Origin of the sequence: Brevibacillus aydinogluensis (assembly GCF_961514395.1) — a bacterium.
GTDB classification, from domain to species: Bacteria; Bacillota; Bacilli; order Brevibacillales; family Brevibacillaceae; genus Brevibacillus; species Brevibacillus aydinogluensis.
This window is the reverse complement of the sequence record NZ_OY569118.1, coordinates 1,678,780-1,701,668: the sequence shown is the minus strand read 5'-3', so window position 1 is coordinate 1,701,668 and position 22,889 is coordinate 1,678,780. Positions and strand designations below refer to the sequence as shown.

The 22,889-nt window shown below is 47.3% G+C and carries 23 protein-coding genes and 1 pseudogene; 8 read left to right on the top strand and 16 right to left on the bottom strand.

The window, feature by feature from the left end; all coding sequences use genetic code 11:
- Nucleotides 1-17: 17 nt before the first annotated feature.
- From Q7F15_RS08390 to Q7F15_RS08360, 7 genes are all read right to left on the bottom strand, one after another.
- Nucleotides 18-821: an ABC transporter ATP-binding protein gene (locus tag Q7F15_RS08390; RefSeq protein WP_171564560.1), complete on the bottom strand. Its 804-nt coding sequence runs from the start codon at nucleotides 819-821 to the stop codon at nucleotides 18-20.
- A complete protein-coding gene (locus tag Q7F15_RS08385; RefSeq protein ID WP_171564559.1) occupies nucleotides 814-1,632 on the bottom strand; it encodes an ABC transporter permease in 819 nt (272 codons plus the stop codon). The genes Q7F15_RS08390 and Q7F15_RS08385 overlap by 8 nt, the downstream gene beginning before the upstream one ends.
- 17 nt (nucleotides 1,633-1,649) lie before the next feature.
- Nucleotides 1,650-2,231: a nitrous oxide reductase accessory protein NosL gene (locus Q7F15_RS08380; protein ID WP_304415407.1), complete on the bottom strand. Its 582-nt coding sequence runs from the start codon at nucleotides 2,229-2,231 to the stop codon at nucleotides 1,650-1,652.
- Nucleotides 2,228-3,607 carry a right-handed parallel beta-helix repeat-containing protein gene (locus Q7F15_RS08375; RefSeq protein WP_171564558.1) on the bottom strand — a complete coding sequence of 460 codons (1,380 nt, stop codon included), beginning with the start codon at nucleotides 3,605-3,607 and terminating at the stop codon, nucleotides 2,228-2,230. Before Q7F15_RS08375 ends, Q7F15_RS08380 begins: the two co-directional genes overlap by 4 nt.
- A 241-nt stretch (nucleotides 3,608-3,848) precedes the next feature.
- Nucleotides 3,849-4,559, bottom strand: coding sequence for a B3/B4 domain-containing protein (locus Q7F15_RS08370; protein WP_304415406.1), 711 nt, complete (start codon nucleotides 4,557-4,559; stop codon nucleotides 3,849-3,851).
- Between the two features lie 72 nt (nucleotides 4,560-4,631).
- Nucleotides 4,632-5,267, bottom strand: a complete 636-nt coding sequence (locus Q7F15_RS08365) for a LysE family translocator (RefSeq protein ID WP_230077057.1) — start codon at nucleotides 5,265-5,267, stop codon at nucleotides 4,632-4,634.
- A 70-nt stretch (nucleotides 5,268-5,337) separates the two neighbouring features.
- A complete protein-coding gene (locus Q7F15_RS08360; protein ID WP_304415405.1) occupies nucleotides 5,338-5,955 on the bottom strand; it encodes an FMN-binding negative transcriptional regulator in 618 nt (205 codons plus the stop codon).
- A gap of 127 nt (nucleotides 5,956-6,082) precedes the next feature.
- Between Q7F15_RS08360 and pdxR the strand changes: the two genes are divergently transcribed.
- Entirely contained in the window at nucleotides 6,083-7,462 is a 1,380-nt protein-coding gene (gene pdxR, locus Q7F15_RS08355; RefSeq protein WP_376717842.1) for a MocR-like pyridoxine biosynthesis transcription factor PdxR, read from the top strand.
- A 156-nt stretch (nucleotides 7,463-7,618) separates the two neighbouring features.
- Here pdxR and Q7F15_RS08350 read toward each other — a convergent pair whose 3' ends face one another.
- Nucleotides 7,619-7,870 carry a WGxxGxxG family protein gene (locus Q7F15_RS08350; RefSeq protein WP_171564553.1) on the bottom strand — a complete coding sequence of 84 codons (252 nt, stop codon included), beginning with the start codon at nucleotides 7,868-7,870 and terminating at the stop codon, nucleotides 7,619-7,621.
- A 501-nt stretch (nucleotides 7,871-8,371) separates the two neighbouring features.
- Between Q7F15_RS08350 and Q7F15_RS08345 the strand changes: the two genes are divergently transcribed.
- On the top strand, nucleotides 8,372-9,943 hold the full coding sequence (locus tag Q7F15_RS08345) for a Vga family ABC-F type ribosomal protection protein (RefSeq protein WP_304415404.1): 1,572 nt from the start codon (nucleotides 8,372-8,374) through the stop codon (nucleotides 9,941-9,943).
- 185 nt (nucleotides 9,944-10,128) lie between these two features.
- Here the strand turns inward: Q7F15_RS08345 and vanY are convergent.
- From vanY to Q7F15_RS08310, 7 genes and pseudogenes are all read right to left on the bottom strand, one after another.
- Nucleotides 10,129-11,018: pseudogene (vanY, locus tag Q7F15_RS08340) on the bottom strand (VanY-A/VanY-F/VanY-M family D-Ala-D-Ala carboxypeptidase).
- A gap of 188 nt (nucleotides 11,019-11,206) precedes the next feature.
- Nucleotides 11,207-11,815 (bottom strand): D-Ala-D-Ala dipeptidase VanX, encoded by a 609-nt coding sequence (vanX, locus tag Q7F15_RS08335; protein ID WP_171564549.1) that lies wholly within the window; start codon nucleotides 11,813-11,815, stop codon nucleotides 11,207-11,209.
- Between the two features lie 5 nt (nucleotides 11,816-11,820).
- Complete coding sequence (gene vanA, locus Q7F15_RS08330; protein WP_304415403.1) at nucleotides 11,821-12,852, bottom strand: D-alanine--(R)-lactate ligase; 1,032 nt, start codon at nucleotides 12,850-12,852, stop codon at nucleotides 11,821-11,823.
- Nucleotides 12,845-13,849 carry a D-lactate dehydrogenase VanH gene (vanH, locus tag Q7F15_RS08325; protein ID WP_376717843.1) on the bottom strand — a complete coding sequence of 335 codons (1,005 nt, stop codon included), beginning with the start codon at nucleotides 13,847-13,849 and terminating at the stop codon, nucleotides 12,845-12,847. The genes vanA and vanH overlap by 8 nt, the downstream gene beginning before the upstream one ends.
- A 153-nt stretch (nucleotides 13,850-14,002) precedes the next feature.
- Complete coding sequence (gene vanS, locus Q7F15_RS08320) at nucleotides 14,003-15,154, bottom strand: vancomycin resistance histidine kinase VanS (RefSeq protein ID WP_304415402.1); 1,152 nt, start codon at nucleotides 15,152-15,154, stop codon at nucleotides 14,003-14,005.
- Nucleotides 15,132-15,827 (bottom strand): VanR-ABDEGLN family response regulator transcription factor, encoded by a 696-nt coding sequence (gene vanR / locus Q7F15_RS08315; RefSeq protein WP_171564545.1) that lies wholly within the window; start codon nucleotides 15,825-15,827, stop codon nucleotides 15,132-15,134. Before vanR ends, vanS begins: the two co-directional genes overlap by 23 nt.
- Nucleotides 15,828-16,290: 463 nt before the next feature.
- Entirely contained in the window at nucleotides 16,291-16,656 is a 366-nt protein-coding gene (locus tag Q7F15_RS08310) for a DUF5412 family protein (RefSeq protein WP_304415401.1), read from the bottom strand.
- Nucleotides 16,657-16,909: 253 nt separating this feature from the next.
- On the opposite strand from Q7F15_RS08310, the gene Q7F15_RS08305 reads away from it, so the two are divergent.
- The 4 genes from Q7F15_RS08305 (at nucleotide 16,910) to Q7F15_RS08290 (ending at nucleotide 20,297) form a co-directional block, all read left to right on the top strand.
- Complete coding sequence (locus Q7F15_RS08305; protein ID WP_171564543.1) at nucleotides 16,910-18,175, top strand: APC family permease; 1,266 nt, start codon at nucleotides 16,910-16,912, stop codon at nucleotides 18,173-18,175.
- Nucleotides 18,176-18,194: 19 nt separating this feature from the next.
- Complete coding sequence (locus tag Q7F15_RS08300) at nucleotides 18,195-18,752, top strand: bifunctional transcriptional activator/DNA repair enzyme AdaA (protein WP_304415400.1); 558 nt, start codon at nucleotides 18,195-18,197, stop codon at nucleotides 18,750-18,752.
- 701 nt (nucleotides 18,753-19,453) lie between these two features.
- A complete protein-coding gene (locus Q7F15_RS08295) occupies nucleotides 19,454-20,107 on the top strand; it encodes a hypothetical protein (protein WP_304415399.1) in 654 nt (217 codons plus the stop codon).
- Nucleotides 20,108-20,111: 4 nt separating this feature from the next.
- Nucleotides 20,112-20,297 carry a hypothetical protein gene (locus Q7F15_RS08290; protein ID WP_304415398.1) on the top strand — a complete coding sequence of 62 codons (186 nt, stop codon included), beginning with the start codon at nucleotides 20,112-20,114 and terminating at the stop codon, nucleotides 20,295-20,297.
- Nucleotides 20,298-20,603: 306 nt separating this feature from the next.
- Here Q7F15_RS08290 and Q7F15_RS08285 read toward each other — a convergent pair whose 3' ends face one another.
- Nucleotides 20,604-20,966, bottom strand: coding sequence for a hypothetical protein (locus tag Q7F15_RS08285; RefSeq protein ID WP_304415397.1), 363 nt, complete (start codon nucleotides 20,964-20,966; stop codon nucleotides 20,604-20,606).
- Between the two features lie 610 nt (nucleotides 20,967-21,576).
- Between Q7F15_RS08285 and Q7F15_RS08280 the strand changes: the two genes are divergently transcribed.
- Nucleotides 21,577-22,122: a matrixin family metalloprotease gene (locus Q7F15_RS08280; RefSeq protein WP_304415396.1), complete on the top strand. Its 546-nt coding sequence runs from the start codon at nucleotides 21,577-21,579 to the stop codon at nucleotides 22,120-22,122.
- A 20-nt stretch (nucleotides 22,123-22,142) separates the two neighbouring features.
- Nucleotides 22,143-22,844 carry a cardiolipin synthase gene (locus Q7F15_RS08275; RefSeq protein WP_304415395.1) on the top strand — a complete coding sequence of 234 codons (702 nt, stop codon included), beginning with the start codon at nucleotides 22,143-22,145 and terminating at the stop codon, nucleotides 22,842-22,844.
- Nucleotides 22,845-22,889: the final 45 nt, after the last annotated feature.

The following is a 22,889-nucleotide window of genomic DNA, read 5'->3' as shown; positions in this document are numbered from 1 at the left end:
GCGTCCCGACCGCGTGCTCAAGCATCCCTACCGTTCCTGCTCTCACGCCCGCGAATCGTGACGGTCACTGAGGAGGTTTTCTCCGAATGCTTTATTGGCTGCCGTTCACGGGGAAATAGTTCGGAAAACGCACGGTGCAAGGCCAATTCGCCGTATTCCGCCCGGTATTCCTCCATCGCGGCGGAGCGGACGATTGTTCCGTTTATGACAAAAAGCGCCCGATCCGCCACTTCGTTCGCTGCTTGCAGCTGGTGCGTGGAGAAAATCACAGAGATGCCTTCCCTTTTAAGAGTATTTACCAGATCCACGAAGGCGCCCATCCAGTACGGGTCCAAACCGTTTGTCGGCTCATCCAGCACAAGCAGTGCCGGTTTGCCCAACATGGCCTGGGCAAACAGCAAACGCTGCTGCATGCCTTTGGAAAACACGGACACTTTTTTGTTGCGGGCCTCGTGAAGACCTACCGCCTTGAGCGCCTCATCTGCTTCCGACGCTGTCCTGCCGCGAAGCGAAGCGTAAAACCGCATGCACTCGCTCGCCGTCAGTCCGGCTGGAAAATTGAAGTGGTCCGGCATATAGCCTATTTGCTGCAAATAATTGACACGATCTTGCTTCAAGTTTATTCCGTTCAGCTCAATCGTTCCCGCACTGGGTTGGGTAATTCCCACAATCATGCGGAGAATGGTGCTTTTCCCCGCCCCGTTGCCCCCGCAAACGGCAACAACCTGTCCCGGTTCGACGTGCAAATCAAACGGATGCACAATGGTTTTTCCGCCGATCGCCTTTTCCACCTGCATCATGTGCAGTCCGGTCTTAGTCACGGTATCGCCTTCTTTCCCACACCGCTATCGCGGTCAGCATCGTTACGCCGATCCACATCAGGCAAAGCGCGGCAAACCCAGCAATGCCAAAAGGGGATTCCATCCAGGTTACCCACTTGTAGTACTCCGGACCGAAGATGGCGCCTCCGCCCAGGCTGACGACGGAAAACATGCGCACCAACTCAGCGGGATTCAGGCAGCTGGCCACCTGGAGTGCCGGTTTGATCCACGTATACGGCAAAAAGCTCAAGAGCGAGATCAGGAGCGTGGGCCAGGCCAGAACCAAGAAAAACCAGATGCTGACCCCGAGCGTGAGCGCCTGCCACCGATTCCGGCTGAGAGAGCCGACCACCATGGCGATCCCCAGAAACAGCAGCACAATGCAGATGGAAAACAACAGGAAAAACAGCAGGGCGGAAAGGGTGAACCCTTTTCCCAGAAGCGTGCCGGACAGCCCGGCAAACCCGTAACTAAAACACACGATGGAGACGAGCACCGCTGCCAATCCCGCGTACTTCCCCCACAAAAACGACGTGGCGGTAACGGCGTAGGTGGACAGAAGCTCCCAGCTCCCCTCCTCCTTTTCTGCCGTCACCGAAAAGGAGGCGAGCAGCATGGTCATCAAGGGGAGCAGGTACAAGATCAGGTTGAGAATAGTGCCGGTCGTATACGTGTATCCCTCCATGTAGGACTGGGATTGAATGATCAACAGGGCCAGCGTGAACAGGGAAAACAGGGCCGTGAAAGAATACGCCCACGGATTGCGAAACCCGATCTGTATTTCCCGTTTGGCAATCGTCATGATGTGCACGTGTGCCACTTCCTCTATTAGTTTTGTGTTTGCTGTGCTTCTTGCGTACCGTGCTGGTTATCCTGCATGCCGTGCTGGTCGTCCTTCGAGCCATGCTGATCCGATTCTGAATCGCCCTTATGTTTCCCATGTTTTTTCATGCTTCTCTCCCAGGTGTGCTTGTCCAGTTCCTGTACGCTCATAACCAGGCCGGTTTGCTTTTCCTTGACGAACGCTTCCGCCGCTTCCTTGTCCTTGAAGGAATAGATGCCATAGCCCATTGGGGTCTCGAACGATTTGTCGTAAACATACGTCGCCCGATCGGTGTTTACCCATTCCTGGGAGAGGTAGTCGCGCACGAACTTGGCTTCCACCGATTCGTTTTCATGCTCCTTTGTCCAGCGGTGCATGCATCCGATATCGTCAAATTTTAACACTTTCCCGTTTTGCAAAACGATTTCCGTTGCGTTGTGGTCATTGGGCACATTCATATGGCAGACGTCGCATTTGTCCACGCCTTCGACGATGTCCACCGGTTTTGCTACCTCCTTGCCGCATCCTCCCATCAGCATGGAGAAGGTCATCACCACTGCACCAATTGTCCACTTTCGCGATTTCATGTTCGTCTCACTCCTCTATACATCATTAAACAACTTCCGCTTAACAGCAGCACACTGAGTACGCCTGTAACCGTCTGCTGTTCCGCCCGCTGTTGGTCCGTTTGCGTCTTTGCCGGAGCCAGCAACGGGGCTCCGTCCCGAATCGATGCGTCGGTCCCGGCAGTAAACAGCCCCTCCAAAAACACAAAGCCGGGCGCTTGAAAAAAGATCTGATAAGGCGGCACTGCGTCAGTCAACGCCAGGAAAAACGGGTTGAGCTGATAGGGAATATTGCTGCGGCCGTCTGCATCCAGATCAATGCCCTGCATGTCGTCCCAGTAGTTCCCCTCCAACGTGTTGGCTGTGCTGTCCTGTGCCTGCGCCTGGATGACATTGGCGACAAAATGGTTGGACGTCATGGCATTCCCTGAGGCTTGTTTGAGCTGCATCCCGACGAAGTTCAGCGTGACTTCGTTGCCTTCCAGACGGTTCCCTGTGGAGCGTTCCACGTACACTCCGACACGGTTTCCCTCGATGCGGTTCCCCTCGAATTGCGAGCCCGTTACGTCGTAGAGAAGAATCCCCTGGGCGTTGGGATTTTCCCTTTGTTTGACAAAACGATTATGCTGAACGACTGCGCCATCCGATTCCATGAGCATCGCGCCTGTCATGTTGGCACTGCCCGTGTTGCCGAGCAGTTTCGTGGCATTCGCGCTCATCAAATGGAAACCGTAGCGGGAGTTCTCCACGACATTTTGCTCGATGCGGTTATCGTTGCTGTTTTCCACATAGATGCCGTCAAACACGTTGCTGATCCGGTTGGATACGATCTGGTTGCGATGAGCGTGTTTCAAGTCGATGCCGTTTCCTTTTTTGGGCGTTACCTCCGGATTTTTGTTGACTGGTCTCAACAGATGGTGCGCGTGTTGGCTGTGATTGTGAAGACCATTTTCATCCTTGTCCGGGTCGGTTACCATGCCGATCACACGGATGCCGCGCAGCGTATTGTCGCTGGCATTGCGAAGCTGCACCCCTGTTCCCATCGTCTCGATCACAAGGTCCTCCACAATGTTGTGGTTCCCCTTCATGACCACCGACGCTTCAGCGGCATTGATCCGGTTGTCCACGATGGTCATTCCCCGGACGACGGCACGGTCGGTCAGGACCGACAAAACAGGGCTGCTGCCGTCACTGGCAATCTCCACGCCCCCCTCTGCCTGCAGCACGATCGGTTTGGTAATGCGAATCGGCCCCTCGTATTTTCCGGCCGGAACGGTGACGACGGCTCCCGGTTGGGCCCGATCGATGATCTCCTGCAAGGAGACCGATGCGGCACTGACCCGGTCGAAACAAACGGCCCCGACCGCAAATCCGGCGATTCCCGCGGCCAACAGCATGCGAGCAATGGTGCGGTTCTTTGATCGTTCAAACAGATGTCTCCCCCCTTTTCCATAAATCTTGTCAACTCCACCACCAACATATCGCTCCCAGGGGGGTTCGTAAATGACTCAACCGGGCTATAAACCTTGACAAAAAAACAAATTTTTAATTCCCCTGACAGATTGCAGCAGGGTGGTGTCCAACCAGCAGCAACAAAAAAGCAGCACCTACTGCAGGTGCTGCAACCAATTTTTTCGTTTACGCCTTGATGGTCATGTCCCTTTTCTGAATGTCCAACACCTCTATCCTCACACTGCCGCCAAGATGATGGGTCACTAACCGTGACAGTTCTGTAAGCGCCTTATGGAACTCATCGGTTCTGGTCTCATCCAGCAATTCAATGCAGAGGAATGCATTTGTCGTCGCTTCGGTCAGCATGGTCCGTTTCGCTTCACGCCAATTCCAGCATCTGCAAACTGCGCCGGCATCATCTTTGTACACGATTTCCCCTTCGTATGGCGGTTCATTTTCATCACTTCCCAATGGAATAAACAGTTCAGTGCCATTGGCCTTCGTCAGCCGCAGATCGCCTGCAAACGTGTCGATGTCTTCTCCGCCGCACGGAAGCCCATAGCGTAATGAAATCGAGTTGTAGATGTCAACGAGCGGGTTTATCGTGCCTATATGCTTGCCGTTTTTCACTCTTTTTAACAATGCTTCAATGGAACACCTTGCCCCTCGCTTGGTCTTGAACTGTTGAAACGCTTCTCGCCATACCGCAATCACCGGATTGCTGCTGAATTCCTCCAGACTCAGGAATTTGTGTGCTTCTTTCTCCGCCTCCAGCAGCATCTGCTCGTACATTTCCACATCTCGACGCGAATTATCGATGCCCTGGCAAATAACCGTGCCGATTTTTGCCTGGGGGAATAACGACCAAAAATCATCTTCAATGATAAATCTCGTCATGCCACATCTCTCCATTTCTTTTTGCCATCATCTCTTGGTACAATCGCTATTTCTGCGCCACGAACGGCGTCATCACGTTTTGGAATGGGAGGGGCTCGCAAAGGCGGAGAATACCCCCAGAACGATATAGACATAACCGGTTATCCGATTTTGCAGTGCCGTATTTACGTTCATCCGTTTTCTGATACTTGCTGCAAGAAGTGCATACAGACTGTCGCTGATAAACGCCAGGAGCAAAAATATCGCGCCCAATTGCAAAAATTGCACGCTGACTGACCCGGCAGCAGGCGAGATGAATTGCGGAAAGAACGCGAGAAAAAAGAGGGCTGTCTTGGGATTCATTACTTCTACGAGCGCTGATTGGTAAAAAATCTGGATCAACTTTTTGCGGGGCACTTGTGTAACTTCCGCAGTCGTTTTGTCAGATTTCGAACATAACGTCTTGCACCCCAGATAGATCAGATACGCAGCACCCAGGTATTTCACAAGTTGAAAGGCGGTTGCTGATGTCATCAGGATTGCAGAAACGCCAATCGCACCAGCCAACACGTGAACAGAACCGCCAAGCGATACACCGAGAACGGATACCAGGCCTGCTTTCTTCCCTTCATTCATACTTCTCGCCATAATATAGAACACAGCTGGTCCAGGTATTAGTAACAGCGTTGCAGCAGCGATGACAAATAGCCAAATCGTTGAAAACTCCATGTCATGCAGCTCCTTGTTGCAGTTTTGCCCATGATCACAGCGGGCCCTTCAGTGATGAAGAAAAGCAAGATCACCCTATGTTTTTCAAATTTTCCTTCATCAGGGAGGCAATCTGTTGCTCGTTTGGAGATGGAATCTGTTCCAACTGTTTGATGACGAGCTCTTGTCTGTGTCTGGAATGGTTTTGACTGAGCTTTGCTTTGCCTTCGATCTTTTCGATTTTGATTTTGAATCCCTGCACGCCTTTGTTCATGGCTGAAAGGAGTTCAGCATCTACATCCTCCAATCGGTACGGACTGTCAGGCGCTTCATACTTCACGACCATGTCATGCATGGAACGCATGAGTTCGTGTTCATCCTCGATTAGTTCAACGTGCCCGTAAACATGAACGGTCACGTAATTCCAGGTCGGCACCGCCTGATTGGTCTCATACCAGGCGGGAGAGATATAACAATGAGGCCCGTGGAAAACGGCCAAGACCGTCTGCTGTTGAATATCATGCCACTGCGGATTCGGACGGGCAAAATGACCGTACAGATAGGTTTGCTCCTTATTTAGCAGCAGCGGCAAGTGAGTGGCAAACGGCATGCCATGATGAAGGGAGAACAATGTGGCAAAACTGTTCTCCTGTATGACCTGGTAGGCGACTGTTACGTCTTTGATCAAAAATTGCGCGGGGATATACATGACACTCCTCTCCTCCTTTTTGATTGTTACGGACAGCACATATCCTTTACACGGTATGATATAATCGAAACTGACATGTTAAAAGGTACAATTTTAAAAAATTATACATGTCAGAGGAGGGATGGCATTGAAAACGACCATTTTTCCCTTGGATGACAACACTCCAAAATACAAACAAATCTACGAGAAATTTAAATCGTTTATCGAACAAGGTGACTTACAGGCGAATGAACCCTTGCCCTCCATTCGTCAGCTTGCCGATTCCTTGCGCGTCAGCCGCAATACAACGTTACAGGCGTATGAACAACTGGTCGCGGAAGGGTATATCCGTGTAGAAAACCGAAAAGGGTATTTTGTAAATGAAATCGAACCCCGTTTCTTTCAAAACGCGCCCCGTTCTGCTCAGCAGAAGCAAGCAGAGCCAGTCCCGCCTGTCCGCATTGATTTCCGCGCAGACGTGGTCGATCAATCGCATTTCCCTTTACAGACGTGGAGAAGGATTTCCAATCGGATACTCACCCGAAAAGACTGCTTTCGATACGGCGATCCATTGGGCGAATGGTGCCTTCGTGAACAAATTGCAGCCTATCTGCTCCAGGCTCGCGGGGTGCGAACAGATCCACAGTCAATCATTATCGGAAGCAGTACCCAACAAATGCTTGTATACCTGGGGCATATACTGAGGGATGAGTTTGAGAGTATTATCGTGGAAGACCCTGGTTACGACGGGGCCAGGGAAGCCTTCCAGTTCCATCGTTTTGCGATTGAAACCGTGCCGGTATATGAAACAGGTGCGGATCTTTCTCAATTGGACCAAATGACATCACGCTTGATCTATGTAACCCCTTCCCATCACAGCCCATTGGGAGTAAGCATGCCGATTCAACAACGCCAAATGCTCATTCATTGGGCAAACAAGCAGGAAGGCTATATTATCGAGGACGATTATGACAGTGAATTTCGCTATACCCAACAACCGTTCCCCGCGCTCGCTTCCATCGATTCAGCCAGAGTCATTTATCTGGGGAATTTCTCAAAGTCCTTTCTGCCAGGGATACGGTTAAGCTATATGGTGCTGCCGCAGCCGCTGTTGGACCGTTACAAAAACTACTATCAACGGTTCGAGAGCACCACTTCCATTTTAAGCCAACTCACGATGGCTGCATTTATGGAAGCGGGAGAGTGGAATCGCCATATTAAACGGATGCGGCTTGTCTACAAACGAAAAATGCAGCAGTTGGTTTCAGCATTACGCCATCATTTGGGGCAGCATATATCCATTATCGGCGAGCAGTCCGGTCTGTACATCCTGGTCAAGGCAGACCTGAATCGTTCAGAAGAATGGCTCATCCAGCAAGCGCTCCTGCACGGTGTGAAAGTTTACCCTACCTCCATTTACTTCATAAAAAATCGCACCGATAAACCAATGATAAAACTGGGGTTTAGCAATCTGTCTTGTGAAGACATCCAGCTTGGTGTGAAGCTCTTGCAGCAGGCATGGTTGTAAGTCAAAAAAACAAGGCCTCTCGTCCAATCGGAAAAGAGGCCGTTTTTTATACCCATTGATGTATGTTCAGCGTGTGCCGGCTGGTACGCAAAAATGCCTGTCCACACCAGAGGCGTACATCATTTCTACGTTTCACACAGGAAACGTGCGTCCATCTTATCTGCCAGGATTTTGATTCCTGTTTCGACCGGCCAGCCCTGCAAGACCAGCAAGCCCCAACAGACCTACCCATCCCCAGTCCACATCGTTGTCTGCAGCAGTCGTTCTATACATATTATTCATATTGTTGCCTTGGTTTACATAATTTGCGTCTGTATTCCCGGCAGCACCAGTTTCTGCATGAGCGCTGAAGCCCATGGATAGCAGTAACACCGCTGTCAAAATCATTACGCTCAATTTCCGTTGCATAAGAACCTCCTAGACCATGTAGTTACTTACCATTAGTCATTATTTCCACCAGATAAATCTTTATGCATAAGAGCGTCCCAGCCGGGGTGAGGAAGTCTCCAATACATTTCATCCGACAAGAAAAGGCTTGGCGTTTGACAAACCGCGCTCGATTGGGTAAGGTGAGAGTAACGAACGGGAAAGGGTGACAATGAAGACAATGCACAACTAATCCTATTCATACGAAACGATCAATGGAAGGCTGCACGGCTCGGATCCCCTGTTGATCCGCTAGTCGACCAATGCCGGTTTATGACCATGACCGGTCTTGGGTTTGCTATGCCTTCAACCGCGTTTCAGAATAGGATTAGCATATTGCATTTGTCCCAGTGCGTGACCCTTTGCGGATAATATGCACCGTAACGGCGTGCATCTATGCCTCCTATTCTGAATGCAGAAAAGGGGGCTTTTTTTTATCTGATCCCCCTCCTCTAATCAACCGAATCATGGGGATGATGCACGATGTTATTAGAGGCACATCACATCAAAATTTATGTAAAAGACCGCTTGCTCGTTGAAGCTCCACACCTTTATATTGGTGCGAATGACCGCATCGGACTTGTCGGACGCAATGGCAGCGGCAAAACGACGTTGATGGAAGTGCTGGCGGGAATGAAGTCACCGGATGAAGGCATGGTGACGCTCCGCGCCAGATGCGAATTCATTCCGCAATTGAAGCGAACGGATACGACCAAAAGCGGCGGCGAACTGACCCAGGAAATCATCCAGAATACGCTCTTGAAAGAGCCGGAACTGCTGTTTGCCGATGAACCGACCACCAATCTGGACACTTCTCACATCGAGTGGTTGGAGAAAAAATTGCAGAATTGGCAAGGCGCGTTCGTCATCGTCTCGCACGACCGCACCTTCCTGGATGCACTCTGCACATCGATCTGGGAAATCCGTGGCGGGAAGTTGAACGTGTACAAAGGCAATTATTCGAAGTATGCCGAGCAGCGGGAACTAGAAGACCGGCAGCACGATCAAGCATATGAACAATACATGCAGGAGAAGAAACGGCTGGAGCGTGCGATACGATTAAAGGAGGAAAAAGCCGAACGAGCGACGAAAAAACCGCGAAAAGTCTCACCTTCGGAAAGCAAAATCACCGGCGCCAAGCCCTACTTTGCCAAAAAGCAAAAAAAGATGCAGAAAACGGCCAAAGCGCTGGAGACGCGGCTGGAGAAGCTGGAAAAAGTGGAGAAACGGCGGGAGCTTCCCCCGATCCGAATGAATCTGTTGAACGAAGATACGTTCAAAGGCCGGATCATCATGCGGGTGAACGACCTGTCAGGAACGATTGGAAAGCGCATCCTCTGGCAGCCGGTGAGCTTCAATGTGCGCGGCGGCGATAAGCTCGCCATCATCGGCCCGAACGGCTGCGGCAAGACGACGCTGGTGAAGTCAATCATCCGGCCGAAAGAACACGTGAAGCTCTCTCCTGCCGTCAAAATCGGCTACTTCAGTCAAAACATCGATCTGCTGGACATCAACAAGTCTGTATTGGATAACGTCCGATCCACGTCCTCACAGGATGAAACATTGATCCGAACGGTATTGGCACGACTCCACTTCTTCCGGGATGATGTCTACAAACCCGTAGCGGTATTGAGCGGCGGCGAGCGTGTCAAGGTCGCGCTGGCCAAGTTATTCGTCAGCGACGTCAATACGTTGGTGCTGGATGAGCCGACCAACTTTCTCGATATCGAGACGATCGAAGCGTTGGAATCTCTGCTGCAGGAATACGAAGGCACAGTGTTGTTCGTCTCTCATGACCGTCGGTTTATCAAGAACATTGCGAAGCGGATTTTGGCTTTTGACCACAGCCGGATCACTGTATTCGAAGGCAGCTATGAGCAGTTTCTCACTTACGTACCGCCGGATACGGAACTGAAAAACAGGGAGGAACAACTGCTTCTGCTCGAGACGAAAATATCTGACGTTCTCAGCCGTCTGAGCCTGGAGCCGTCAGAGGAATTGGAGAAGGAGTTTCAGCTGCTGCTCGCAGAAAAGCGGAAATTACAGTCGATCTAAGGTTTGCACATAGTAAACAGGCCTTTCCCGGTATCGTGGTATCACCGTGGAAAGGCCGCTTCGTTACCCTTCTAGCATGGAACTGCCAATTATGAAGATGGCCAAAATCATTGAAATTACGGGACGGCAAACGTTTTGTGCCAAATTCATTTTCCAAATACAACCAATCCCAAGAATCGGCTCCATTATGCACAACCTTTACAACTTGTCACAATCACGCCATCCATATTGTTGCCTGAGATTTCATAATGGCCATGCTCAGGCACAGGGATCGTGGTAGCTTGGGAGACTGGATAGTAATAGATGTTATAAACCTGGTTGTCGATCGTAACCGTAATGGACTGCTGTTCCTTCAAAAAATCCAGATATTCTTCGAGAACGAAATTCGCCTGGTTCATGATCGCACTGTGCGGCCAACCGACATAGCGGATATGCCATGGTTCATATTGAATGCCGGTCACATCGGTTTTATCTTCTGGATAGCGTAAGATAAAGCCGTATTTCCAGGCATTTTCTTTCAGCCACTTTCCTTCGGGAGCTCGCTCCATTTTCGTTACACTTGATCCTACATCAAGTGCCAAGCCTGAATTGTGTTCGCTGTAACCTCCCGGCAAGGAGTGAGCAGGGCCCATTTCTGCATACAATTGATTTTGCTCATGAACGGTACGGTATCCGCTGTTCATCAGGAAATGATTTACTCCATCCTTTTCGGCATCTTTGACCATCTCGGAAAACTTTTGTGCGACTTCTTTTGACAGATACATATTTTGATGATGTAATCCGTAGCCTGCCAGCAATTCAGCATGCTTCGCCACATTGACGATATCTGATCGTACCCCCTCCTGGCGAACAGGATAGGTACTGTTGATTAAGAGCAGGTTTCCTTGGTAAATCTGTTCCTTTGCAATGGTTATCGTTTTTGTCAGGTTATTCTCAGCTGTACCGCGCGTTTCTATGTGGACATTGTTCCTTTGGTGAAATGGTTGAATCGCTCCTCGATCCTGAAAAAAGGAGAATCCTTTATATAAACATAAACGGCTAAAACGAGACACAATAAAAATACCCACTTCTTCATCTTTTGCTTCCTCCTAAGTGAGCGCTTGTTGAGAGTGCCGCGCTTGCATGTGAGACGGCCTACGCGCCTGTTCTTGGTGAGGACGGCCTGTCCTCCCCGTGCTCAGCGGAAAAGGGAGACGAAATAAATGGACGGGCGGCACCTCACACCGCCCGTTTGCTCCGCCCATTGTCAACAGGCGGTTACGCTTATTTCACAGGGAAATCAAAATACGTATTGGGATAGGGTTCGTTTCGTAACACATAGTGCCACCATTCGAATTGATAGGATTCGAACCCGCTGTTTTCCATAATGGAACGCAAAAGTCTGCGATTTTGCAATTCCATGTCTGTAATCCCTTTGGCCTCATGATGTGAACGCTCATCCAACAAATCGAAGCTGCCTCCCATGGAAACAAGTTCACCCGTATCCAAGTGGTACAGCGTAAGATCAATTGCACTCCCGCGGCTGTGACTTGATTGTGACGCAATATATCCCTTTGCCACCAGCTCGGATCGCTCGATATTCGGATAGAATCTTTCTTTTGTGCGGTAGTCTTCCGGTTGTTCACACCAGCGCATGAAGCACTCTACCGCACGCTTGGGCCGGTACCCGTCCCATAACAGCAAACCGTACCCAAGAGCCGCCGCCCGCTTCTGCGCTTCCAGCAGCGCAAGGGCCAAGGCATGTGTTCCCACGATGCGATTGACTTCATAACCGTCTACGGGTTTTCCCGTAAAATTGTCCCACGTGGCGTATTTGGCGTCCCAGCGAACACCGGGCAGTATTTCATCCAAATAAACAAATCCCTGTTCCATGCTGATCACCTCTCTAACGCTAATACGATCAGGCGGTCAATCAATTCGGAAAGCGTTATGCCTGCAGCAGCCATCATGCGGGGATATCGGCTGTATGAAGTGAAGCCGGGCAAGGTATTGACTTCGTTAAGCACAATGCAGCCGTTCTCTTGTAAAAACATATCAACACGGGCAAGACCGCTGCAGCCGAGCGCCTTGTATATTTGTTTGGCCGTTTCCTGTATCCGTCTTCGCTCCTCTGCCGACAGGTCTGCGGGAACGTTGATCTCTGCGTTTTCAGAGCCTTTTTCCGGTTCGGCTTCCTGATGAATGCGAAAGAAACCGTGCCGCAGCCTGATTTGGTCTACCTCGCCAACAATCAATTCGGCGCTGTTTCCCAATACGGCACAGCCGACCTCACAGCCCGATACAGCCTGCTCAATCAAGATTTTGCTGTCATATTGTCTAGCCGTTTCAATGGCCGCGTCCAATTCATCCGCACTGTTGACTTTTGTCACGCCAAAGGATGAGCCTGAACGCGCCGGCTTCACAAAAACCGGATAGGGAAGCGCTTCTGCCGCCAGGCTCTCGTCATGATTCAAGATCCAAAATTCAGGAGTCGCGATGCCAGCGTTTTTGGCAAGGATGTATGCCAGCGATTTGTCCATACATATCGCGGAGCTTTGAATATCGCAGCCTACATAGGGGATTCCGGATAATTCAAACAAACCTTGAATTGATCCATCTTCACCCGACTTTCCGTGCAAAACCGAAAATGCTGCATCAACGCGGCGGATTTCAAATTCGTTGTCCTTTAGCACAATCAATCCGTGCATGTGTTTATCCGGCGAGAGCACGGCTGAACAACAATTGCCGTTTTCCCAGTCCGGGCGCGGTTTTTCGCACAGTTTCCAAACACCCGATTTCGTAATGCCGATGTAAATCGGCTCGTATTTATCGGTATTAATGTTGGCGGCGATCTCAACAGCCGATTTTACCGACACATCATGCTCCTCCGAGCAGCCGCCAAAGAGGATGGCAACTTTGATTTTATCCATGAGCCAGACTCCTTTCAAAATCCATACAGTTTTGGACAGTTTTTTCAACGATTTCACGCAGCGCCTGTTCGGTATAGTAAGCCGTATGCGGCGTGATAATCACGTTTGGCATCCGCTGCAGTTTCTGAAAAAATGGATGGTCAATTGGTTTTTGGGTGTAATCGCAGTAGAAAAGCCCCTCTTCTCCCTCCAATACATCCAATGCGGCGCCGCCAAGTTTTCCGTTTTCCAACGCTTGAACCAGCGCAGCGGTATCAATGAGCGCACCGCGCCCTGTATTGATAATCAACGCGCCTTGCTTCATTCTTCGTATTTGTTCGCGGCCGATCATATGGCGCGTATCCGCATTGAGCGGCACATGAAGCGTAACAATGTCGCTCGTTTGCAGCAACGTATCAAACGGAACATAATTCGCCTCGATTTTTTGGCTGCGACTATAAGCCAGCACACGACAGCCAAATCCCCGCAGCCGCTCCATAACCGCTTCGCCGATACAGCCAGTCCCCACCACGCCGACCGTCATGTCGCTCAGCACCTTGCCGCGGACGCCGTCCAGCCTGAAATCGTGTTTTTCCACAGAGCGCATCAGCGATTTCGCGTTGCGTACCGCCATGAGCATCAGCATCATGGTATAATCGGCTACGCTATCCGGCGCATACGTCACATTGCCGACAGCAATGCCCAATCTCTTGGCAGCAGCCGTATCGATATGATTGCAGCCGACGCTTCGGGTCGAAATGTATTTCACGCCGGCTCGCTTCAGCGCGAGAAGGATAGAGGCAGAAACCTCGGTTTTGTGCCCCACGCTGATACATTCATGGGCGTATTTTGCGTTGGCTTCTGACACAGGGTCGTGAATGATCGTGGGAATCACGCCAAAACGCGGCGAAACGGCACGGAATGCATCTGCCTCATCCTGCTCGCATCCATAAACGGTGATGTTCATGTGTTTCAATAGGAAGTCCCCTCCTTTCAGCGAAAGGCACCCTTTTTCCATTGTGAACACCTGCTGTGCCCAAACGAAAAAGCTCGTTCTTACGGGTTTAAGTCTACCGCATAAGAACGAGCCATTTTTTAATAGGAACTTGTTATTTTCCTAAGAAAAAGTGGAGATTACCTTTAGATTTTCTTAAGAATCCATATTCGTTTCTCAGGAACTCCGTTTATCCAATTCTGGCAAGGCCGGGAGCTCTACCGTGAACGTCGTGCAGTTATCATCACTTCCCGCGTAAATCTGTCCGCCGTGCTGAACGACGATTTCTTTAGCAATCGCCAATCCAAGTCCCGCGCCGCCCGTATCGGAGGAACGGGCATTGTCCAGCCTGTAAAACTTCTCAAAGATGGTAGCAAGCTTGTCTTCGGGAATGCTGCCGGTGTTTTTAAACGCGATGGACACCTTGTCCCCGGAGAGACCCGCTGTAATTTCAATCACGCTGTTGTGCTCGCTGTATGCAACGGCATTTTTCAAAATGTTGTTAAAGACCCTCGCCAGCTTGTCGGGATCACCGTATACAGTCAAATCCTCGGGAGCGTGCAGAACCGCCTGTTTTCCATTTGCGGCAAGCAGAGGATAAAATTCATCAATCATCTGCACGAGCATATAGTACAGGTCAATGTGCTTTTTCGTAAGCGTAATCGTTTGGAGGTTATACCGCGTAATCTCAAAAAACTCGTCGACCAGATGTTCGAGGCGAGACGCCTTGTCCAACGCAATCCGCACATACTTTTCCTTCTGCTTCTCCGGCATGTCCGGCGCCTCGTCTAGCAGGCTCAAATAACCGATGACAGATGTAAGCGGAGTTTTAATATCATGCGCCAGGTACATGACAACCTCATTCTTTCGTCGTTCGGCCAGTTTGGCATCCTGCTCCCGCTTTTCCAGCGTCTGTTTTAATGTGTTGAGCTTCTGTTCCATGAACCCCAATTCCGGAGAAAGCTCTATTTGCTTGTCCTCGTTTTGAATCAGGATGTCAATGCCGGAATTGATCTCGTCGAAGTATGTTGCGAATTTTGAAATCATGATGCGGCACAGAAGCAGAAAACTGATGGCAATCGCCGTAAAAATAATGAGTTCCATATTGTTGCGAAAAACATACTGATAAATCATCATCGCTTCCAGACGCCTCAGGTAAAAGATGTCTTCCAGTAACCGCACGATCCAATCCCCAAGTTCCCCCTGAATCAGGAAACGAATAGACAGCACCAATCCAACGGCTGCCACAGCATTCAAAAGGATATACACGTAGAGTTTTCGTGTCAGCTGGGAATAATCTATTCTTTTATTTGTCAATTTTATAGCCAACTCCCCATACGGTTTTTATATACTTCGGATTATCCATGTTCTCGTTCATTTTTTTGCGCAAATTCCGGATATGCACGGAAATGGTGTTGTTGCTCTTGCTGTAATATTCGTCGCCCCAGATCGCGTGAAATAACTCCTCAGAGCTGACCACTTTCCCCTTGTTTTCACAGAGGATGCGCAGAATGGAAAATTCAGTAGGCGTGAGGGATAGAGGTTTTTCGTTCAAAAAACATTCGTGTGTGTTTATATCAAGAACGAGGCCAGAGTGGACAATAACATGTTCATGTTGCGCCGCAACTCCGCTGTATTTCTTGTAACGGCGCAGCTGCGCCTTGACCCGTGCAATTAACTCCAGCGGGCGAAAGGGCTTCGTGATATAATCGTCCGCCCCGATTGTCAGCCCGGTAATTTTATCCACCTCTGAATCTTTCGCGGTCAGCATGATGATGGGATAGTTGTGCTTTTCACGTATCTGCTGGCAAATTGAAAGGCCGCTCGAACCAGGAAGCATAACATCCAGTATCGCGAGGTCAAGCACGGTATTCTCGATGCATTCCAACGCTTCTTTGGCAGTATAGCATTTGAACACGGTATAATTCTCATTTTTCAAGTACAGCTCAACCAAATCGGCAATTTCCCGTTCATCGTCCACAACAAGTATTTTATCGCTCATAGCTATTACTACTCCTTTATGGTTTTGCTTTTCTCCATCGGGCTCTTCACCCGGACAGATCCCAAAGAAACCACTGAACACTGACATCAACGATGATGTCTGATTACAGTGTTACATTATATACGAACGATTGTTGGATTGCATTGTTCCACAAATCCCTATTTATGGTGCATTTTAGACCGTAAGCAAAAAATACTTCGAAGGAATTCGCACAATGGCGAATTCAACACCCGAAGTGCCGGAGCGCTAGGGTTCATAGTATTGGCGAAAACCTTTCGTTATGAATCTAATGAAAATGGAAATGTGATAGAATAGCAGTGATGGAAATTCTTCTTTTTCAGCTTCTATTCCATGTTTTCCGTGAGGCAGCGTCTACTCCCGGACTGGAGACGGCCAGCGCCGCGGACAGCAGCTTGTCAGACAGCACCAGTCCCCCTTCACGCAACAGCGGCAGGTAGAATAATCAATCCCATCGAAAGTCATATTGGTCTGTCAGGATGTCAATTCTCTTGCCGTCAATTTCAATTGTGCGGTCATCAATCCATTTCGGCTCTTCAAATTGATTGCCGCTAATCCAAAACACATTCCGCCGTTGATCACCATATTCAATTTCTCCGATATAACTATAGTCAGATCGCAGCAAAACCCCTCCCATTACATACGTTTTTAGTACATAATGACCATCAGGTGACACACTTTCGGACACTACTTGAAGCCTCTTCGTATTAACGCTTTCAAGGCTGGGATAGAACCGAACCTTTATACCGACGGCGAATGCCATTAAGAGGATAACGATAATGATAGAGCGCCAATGCAAGCGCCTTTTCATGTTTCTCACTCCCATTTCCGATATCGTCCAACTCTCCGTGCAATCTCCCTGGCTTAACCATCTCTCAAAATTACTTCGCAAAAACAACAGACGATCTTTTCATTTGATTGTGATACGTAAAAGGTACTTACATGAAAAGGGGTTCTTCATTTGATTGCTCTTTTTCCTTATGCAGTCGCGTTTTTGAGTCGAATCGTCAGTAAAGTTTGACAGCGAAAAAATGTGATGTGACGACAAGGGAGGTTCATCCAACGTGAATCGTTCTATTACTTTACCCGAAGCCATCGCGCTATATATTACAGCGATTCTTGGCTCAGGGACTCTCTTTTTGTCTTCGAGTACAGCGACTGTGGCGGGGCCCGCCTCTATTGTTGCTTGGATGATGATGGTCCTGTTCAGCTTCCCGCTCGCCTATACATTTGCCGCGTTATCCCGTTCGTACCCCGACGCCGGGGGCGCAGCGACGTTTGCGCGCATGGCTTTCGGGGAGCATGCCGGAAATCTCGTGGGATGGTTTTATTTTTTGGCAGCGGCGGTCGGACAGATTATTGTGTCGTTGACAGGCGCTGCGTACATCGGAGCCGCCTTTGACTTCTCCGCTATGGAAAATGCCCTGATTGCCTGCTTCATGTTGCTTATCGGAGGTCTGTCCAATCATTTCGGTGTTCGGATAAGCGGCAAATTGTCTTTGGTGCTCAGTATACTTTTGCTCCTGTTGTTGTGTATTGCAGTGGCGGTCACATTGCCATACGTTCGCTGGGATCACTTCCATCCCTTTGCGCCAAAAGGATGGTATCCTGTAGGAACAGCTGTGATTATGATTTTTTGGTCCTTTTTCGGCTGGGAGGCAATCTGCAGTCTGGCTGACCGCTTCAAACATCCAGAGAAAGATTTGGTGCGCAGTGCTCTCCTTAGTGCGGTGATCATCGGCATCGTGTTTCTTCTGCTCAGTTTTATGACAATCGGCAGTGGAACGTATGGAAATGTGGAAAGTGATTCATCCCCTATCGGAATCATGATTCATCGCGCTTTGGGATTTGAAGCACAGCTGATTACCGCTATGTTGGCCTTGATCATATGTACGGGTACGGTCAATGCGTATGTTGCCAGTCTGGCTCAACTCGGTTACGCATTAGGGCGAGATCAAGCGCTGCCTGCCTGGTTTCATTATTTACACCCCCGAACCAGGACGCCTACGCGCGTCGTTTGGCTGGTCGTCATTTTTGCCGGATTGGGGGCCATCCTGACCGCGTTTTTACAAATTCATTTTACCCAATTGCTGTACATCCCGAATTCCCTGGGTATTTCTGTTTATATCATCTCGATGCTTGCCGCCCTCACCTTGTACAAAAGAAGAACCACACCATGGATGAGCAGTCTGGTCTCCTTGATCGTGCTTGTTCTTGCCGTTCCTTTTCTGGGTTTTCACTTGTTGGTCCCCGCTGTGGTGTGTGTTGTGTATTTTCTATACAGGAAAGCGACAGGAAAACGTAAAATCCAGTATCGAAATGATATGTAACGCGCAAAGGAGGAAGGCAATGAAGATTCAACGTGAAACCATGTGGGAAGCCGTTGTTCAGTGTAATGCAATGTATGACGGATGCTTCTACTATGCCGTGAAAACAACGGGAATCTTCTGCCGCCCCTCATGCAAATCCAAGACACCCAAACAAGAGAATGTCGAGTTCTTTTTTCATATAGCAGAGGCATTGCAAAAAGGGTATAGACCTTGTAAACGGTGCCGTCCGGATCTGGATCAGTCCACGTATGACCCCAATCACGAAGTCATTCAAAAAGTGCAACACATTTTGGAGAACGAATACGATAAACCTTGGACGCTGCAAACATTGTCCAAACGGATTGGAATGAGTTCGTACCATCTGCAGCGGTTGTTCAAGAATAAAACAGGAATCAGTCCAAAACAGTATTTATACCACATTCGCATTGAACAGGCGAAACGTTTACTGTTACAGGGAGAGAAAAATAATACGGAAATCTGTTTTTTGGTAGGCTTCAATGATACTGCCCATTTTTATCACGTGTTTCGCAAACTCACCGGCTTTTCTCCGTTAGCGTTTAAACATCAACATTCCTAAACGTTGCGAAAGAGGACGTCATTGCCAGCTGCCGGGTAAAGAAATCCGTGTTCTCCCCAAAGCGCATTTCTCGTCGTTGCTGAAAATGTTCGGCTTGCCACACACTCCTCTTCCAAGGATAATATGGTATTACATGTATGTACAGGTTTATTTTGTTTGCAGCTTTTTGAGCAGGAGGTGCAGCTCTCGGATGAATGCTTTCTTGCTTTATGGGTTGTCTGCTTATCTGAAGTACAAAGGGACCAACCGCCTCTTTCTGGAGTGACACACTGCAGCGCAAACAAGAAAGTATTGTTTGCTTGCTCTTATTCAATTTTGGATTACCGTAAATAAAAAATTTACATCCAAGGGATCTAACTGTGGAATCTTGTGAATGGAATCTTGTATATGACTTCTTAATTTAACTCTACCTACTTTATCTTATCGTTTACAAACATATTGCATTTTTCTCGTTTATTGCAATCTGCACTAATGCCATAATGCGAATAAAAAACTGGAGGTTTCAATTCTTTAATTATCGACAAACCATCGCCCCCTTCTCTACTACATCCGCAAGGGGGCGAGATTTCTATGGCTTTCAATTTTTCTGTTGGAAGGTAGGAAGACTTTCTTTGAGAATAAACAAAAAAATGTATTTACTTTTTGTTGATTGTTTGCTAAATATATACAAGTAAAAGTTAACCATAAGGAGATGAAGCCGAATGAAGTCTATTCTCGCAAAAATTATAGCAATAGCGTTGCTAATTCTAACACTTCCTAGTAGTACATTTGCAGTAGGAGATAATTATAATGTTTATGATTTTTTTACACGTGATGAATTAAGAGAAATCGCTTCGCAATATTCCCCTGGAGAAACCGTTATTATTAGATATACTGATTATGATGAATATGGAGAGTCTTATGTCGCTGAGTTTAAAGGAACTGTACAATCTAATGGAGATATCTTGTTTGACAGAGATTTAAATAAGAAGAAAAAGAAGCCGAAAAAACCCAAACAGCCAAAATATCCGCCTGTTCCTAAAAAAACAAATGGTGGAACAATTGAAGGAGATTTTATTAATAAGCACGCATTTGAAAGACATAAATATAATCCTAATACAAAATCCACAAGTAATAGAACGCAATACGGGAAAGATGTTGATGTCAAGAAATTAAAAGATCTTACGTTGAAAAAACCTGATAATACCTGGACTATTACAGATAAAAACGGTAAAAATAAGCGTATATTTTATGCGAAAGAATTTGATGGTAATATCAGTACAAATGATACTCCTACAAGACATCACAGAGTGATATTAAATGTGGATCAACCTGAGAAAAGTACACAATTTCCATTATTCCTAAAGAACAGGTGAAAAAATGAAACGCCATCAGCTGTTTGTCGATTTAAAAATCAATAAGAAAACCGGTCCGTTTTCTGATCATTTACGCGAGATGATACAAACTTTAGAGGAAGATGGATATATAGACGTGGAAGTACATCAGGTAGTGAAAGTAGATAAAGGTGAATACCTCATTATCTTTTATGTAAGTTCTGAAGAATAGCAGCACGCTTGGCACCCACGCGGTGCCTTTTCTTTTGAAGGTGGGTGATGTGAAGTGCGCTGTATAGCGGTACGTCACAGAATCCAAACTGCATTACGTTTATGCAGAAAAACAAAAAAGAGTGTCCTGGACACTCTTCTTGCACCCTATCCCCGCGCTTCTACATTTTCCGTAGTGCTGCAAAAATCTACATCCTGCCTTTTGCATAAAATCGCTTCATACCTTCCTTTATAGATTAATATAGATCCTGCAAAAAACAGCCCCCCCAGCATCTGGGAGGCCGAAATTACACCCTCATAAAACTGATTAATCGATATCCTGTGATAAGTAATTAAAATGTTGAAGTGGAATATCATTGTAGTCCAAAGAGAAGTTGTGTTTTGATAAAATAGGCTTTATCGAGGAGACAATATTTTCTCCCAGACCAACGTGTCTGGGGTCGATCGAAGCGATCTCATACTCCATTAACCAATGACAATCAGGTTTGTTTTCCAAGAAGCCCGATGCAATGATCTTCAATTCTTCTTTCAGCTGCCCATCCAGCTCTTGCTCCGAAATAAAAATCACTTTAATGAAGTTCGCCCTTCCGAACGTATTTTCATCCTCAATGCCCTTTAAAAATGGGAAATCTTCCAGGGTACTCGGCCTTCTATAGTCCACGATCAACATATGACAAACCTTCGGGCCAGCATAACCATCGGTTATTAGGTAGAATTCCAGGTTTTTAGCCTTAACTCTCTCACCATTCGTAATTGTCCCATCAGTGCCTCCGTATCGTATTATTGTGTTATTGTGTTATTGTGTTCACCAAAGGCAGTTTGTCCACAAACATCTTCCAATTCTTGTATTTCCTAGCCCGTTATTTATATAGTTTATCAGTCTAAACTTTATCTTCCAACTGCTTTGAACGTCAATCCGTACCATCGCAGTTTTTCAATGACCTGTTACTGTTTACATACCAGAAAGTATCGTTTGTGCTCTCCAATCCCCTCACACCTAGAAACTTCCCATCCATGACCACATCCGTGCCGCAATTCCTTTTACCTACATAAAATCTGTTAGCCCCAATAAGATCTCCCAAAAATAGGAGTCATATGATCGAGTGATAAAAGGGAAGCCGTCACAAAAATGCAGCTAACCATTTTTTATTTTTCGCCATTCCATTACTTTAGTAGTTATATAAAACACTCCACTAATACTTAATTACATAATTGACACAAAATTCCATTATATGTATCATATAACTTAAAGGGATAGTATTAGTGGAGGTGTATTGGAGATGCGTAAAAGAATAAAAACTCTCTGTATTGTATCAATCGTTTTGTCTACGGTATCTTTTAGCGGAATATCAATGGCATACAACTTGGCTGGCTGGCGTTTTTTTAAATGCTCAACTTGTTCTACAGCCTACCCAACTTACAAATGGGGGGATCGGTTGGATAGCGGAGAAAGTTTACTAAAAACGGCTTGGAAGGAGGCAATTTCAGACTGGGAAAGAGTGCAATCGAAAGTTGATTTTTCATACAATAGTGAAAGTAACAGTGTATTGAATTCCTGGTACGAAAGCGGATCTTCCATTTTGGGGAGGATGACCACATACAGAACATTAAACTATGTATCTGAGTTTATCGGTGAACTTAATGCTGGACATCCTAAAATAACGGAGACTAATTATGCTAGGAGTACAGCAAACCATGAATTAGGTCATGCTATGGGATTAGATCATACCTCTAACGGATCTATTATGGACTCAAACAGGGATAGAAGTGTTGTTTACACACCTCAAAAGGATGATATAAACGGCATTAATGCCATATACAAATAGCGGAAAGGAGTGTAATACCGATGAAACATAAACACATCATCATATTCGCAGCTTTGCTGTTTGTCGTGGGCGCCTCTACCTATGTTTACTGGACTGACTTCACGAAACAAGAGACAATCAAAGTCACATCCAGTCATGACTATCCCGTCGCAGAAACCATTGACGACATGACCAAACAATCCGATGTGGTTGTCCTTGGGGAATATACCAGCTTTGATTCAACATGGAACATGGCCAGAAATCCTGATGATCCATCGCAACCAGACGAGGACAACTACACGGAAGGTCATCTCTACAACTTTAAAATCGTTGAGGTCGTAAAAGGAAACATTCCCTCGGAAACGATAAAAATAAATCTAAGGTATGAGGAGACAATTCCGTTAATTACAGAACAAGGAAAAAAAGAGAAAATAAAAAATAAAGATCCACTCTATCAAAAACCGGAATTCGGACATCGCTACCTCCTATTTTTGAATAAAAACAAAGACTTTGACCATTACTATTCTGCCGTAGAACCTTTTCAAATCATGATTCATAAAGACGGGAAAGCGGAATTAAAAACAAACTTGACTGACAAGAACATCACCATCCAAACCCTCGAGGTAGACGGGAAGAAGGTAGTCTTGGAAAACCATGCTTATCGGGAAGAATTTACAGATCGAATTTCCGGAAAATCACTGCAAGAAATCTTGGATCGGATTCAAGACATAACGAAACAATAGCCACATACCTCGCCCACCCCATTTTCCGTAAATCGTACACCTCCT

Coding starts and splice junctions, on each gene's coding strand:
- Q7F15_RS08380 (WP_304415407.1), bottom strand. CDS start 2,231: ATGAAATCGCGAAAGTGGACAATTGGTGCAGTGGTGATGACCTTCTCC.
- Q7F15_RS08370 (WP_304415406.1), bottom strand. CDS start 4,559: ATGACGAGATTTATCATTGAAGATGATTTTTGGTCGTTATTCCCCCAG.
- Q7F15_RS08300 (WP_304415400.1), top strand. CDS start 18,195: ATGAAGATTCAACGTGAAACCATGTGGGAAGCCGTTGTTCAGTGTAAT.
- vanX (WP_171564549.1), bottom strand. CDS start 11,815: ATGGAACAGGGATTTGTTTATTTGGATGAAATACTGCCCGGTGTTCGC.
- Q7F15_RS08360 (WP_304415405.1), bottom strand. CDS start 5,955: ATGTATATCCCCGCGCAATTTTTGATCAAAGACGTAACAGTCGCCTAC.
- vanA (WP_304415403.1), bottom strand. CDS start 12,852: ATGGATAAAATCAAAGTTGCCATCCTCTTTGGCGGCTGCTCGGAGGAG.
- Q7F15_RS08290 (WP_304415398.1), top strand. CDS start 20,112: ATGAAACGCCATCAGCTGTTTGTCGATTTAAAAATCAATAAGAAAACC.
- Q7F15_RS08365 (WP_230077057.1), bottom strand. CDS start 5,267: ATGGAGTTTTCAACGATTTGGCTATTTGTCATCGCTGCTGCAACGCTG.
- Q7F15_RS08345 (WP_304415404.1), top strand. CDS start 8,372: ATGTTATTAGAGGCACATCACATCAAAATTTATGTAAAAGACCGCTTG.
- Q7F15_RS08275 (WP_304415395.1), top strand. CDS start 22,143: ATGAAACATAAACACATCATCATATTCGCAGCTTTGCTGTTTGTCGTG.
- Q7F15_RS08310 (WP_304415401.1), bottom strand. CDS start 16,656: ATGAAAAGGCGCTTGCATTGGCGCTCTATCATTATCGTTATCCTCTTA.
- Q7F15_RS08295 (WP_304415399.1), top strand. CDS start 19,454: ATGAAGTCTATTCTCGCAAAAATTATAGCAATAGCGTTGCTAATTCTA.
- vanR (WP_171564545.1), bottom strand. CDS start 15,827: ATGAGCGATAAAATACTTGTTGTGGACGATGAACGGGAAATTGCCGAT.
- Q7F15_RS08350 (WP_171564553.1), bottom strand. CDS start 7,870: ATGCAACGGAAATTGAGCGTAATGATTTTGACAGCGGTGTTACTGCTA.
- Q7F15_RS08375 (WP_171564558.1), bottom strand. CDS start 3,607: ATGCTGTTGGCCGCGGGAATCGCCGGATTTGCGGTCGGGGCCGTTTGT.
- Q7F15_RS08285 (WP_304415397.1), bottom strand. CDS start 20,966: ATGTTGATCGTGGACTATAGAAGGCCGAGTACCCTGGAAGATTTCCCA.
- vanH (WP_376717843.1), bottom strand. CDS start 13,849: ATGGAAAAAGGGTGCCTTTCGCTGAAAGGAGGGGACTTCCTATTGAAA.
- Q7F15_RS08280 (WP_304415396.1), top strand. CDS start 21,577: ATGCGTAAAAGAATAAAAACTCTCTGTATTGTATCAATCGTTTTGTCT.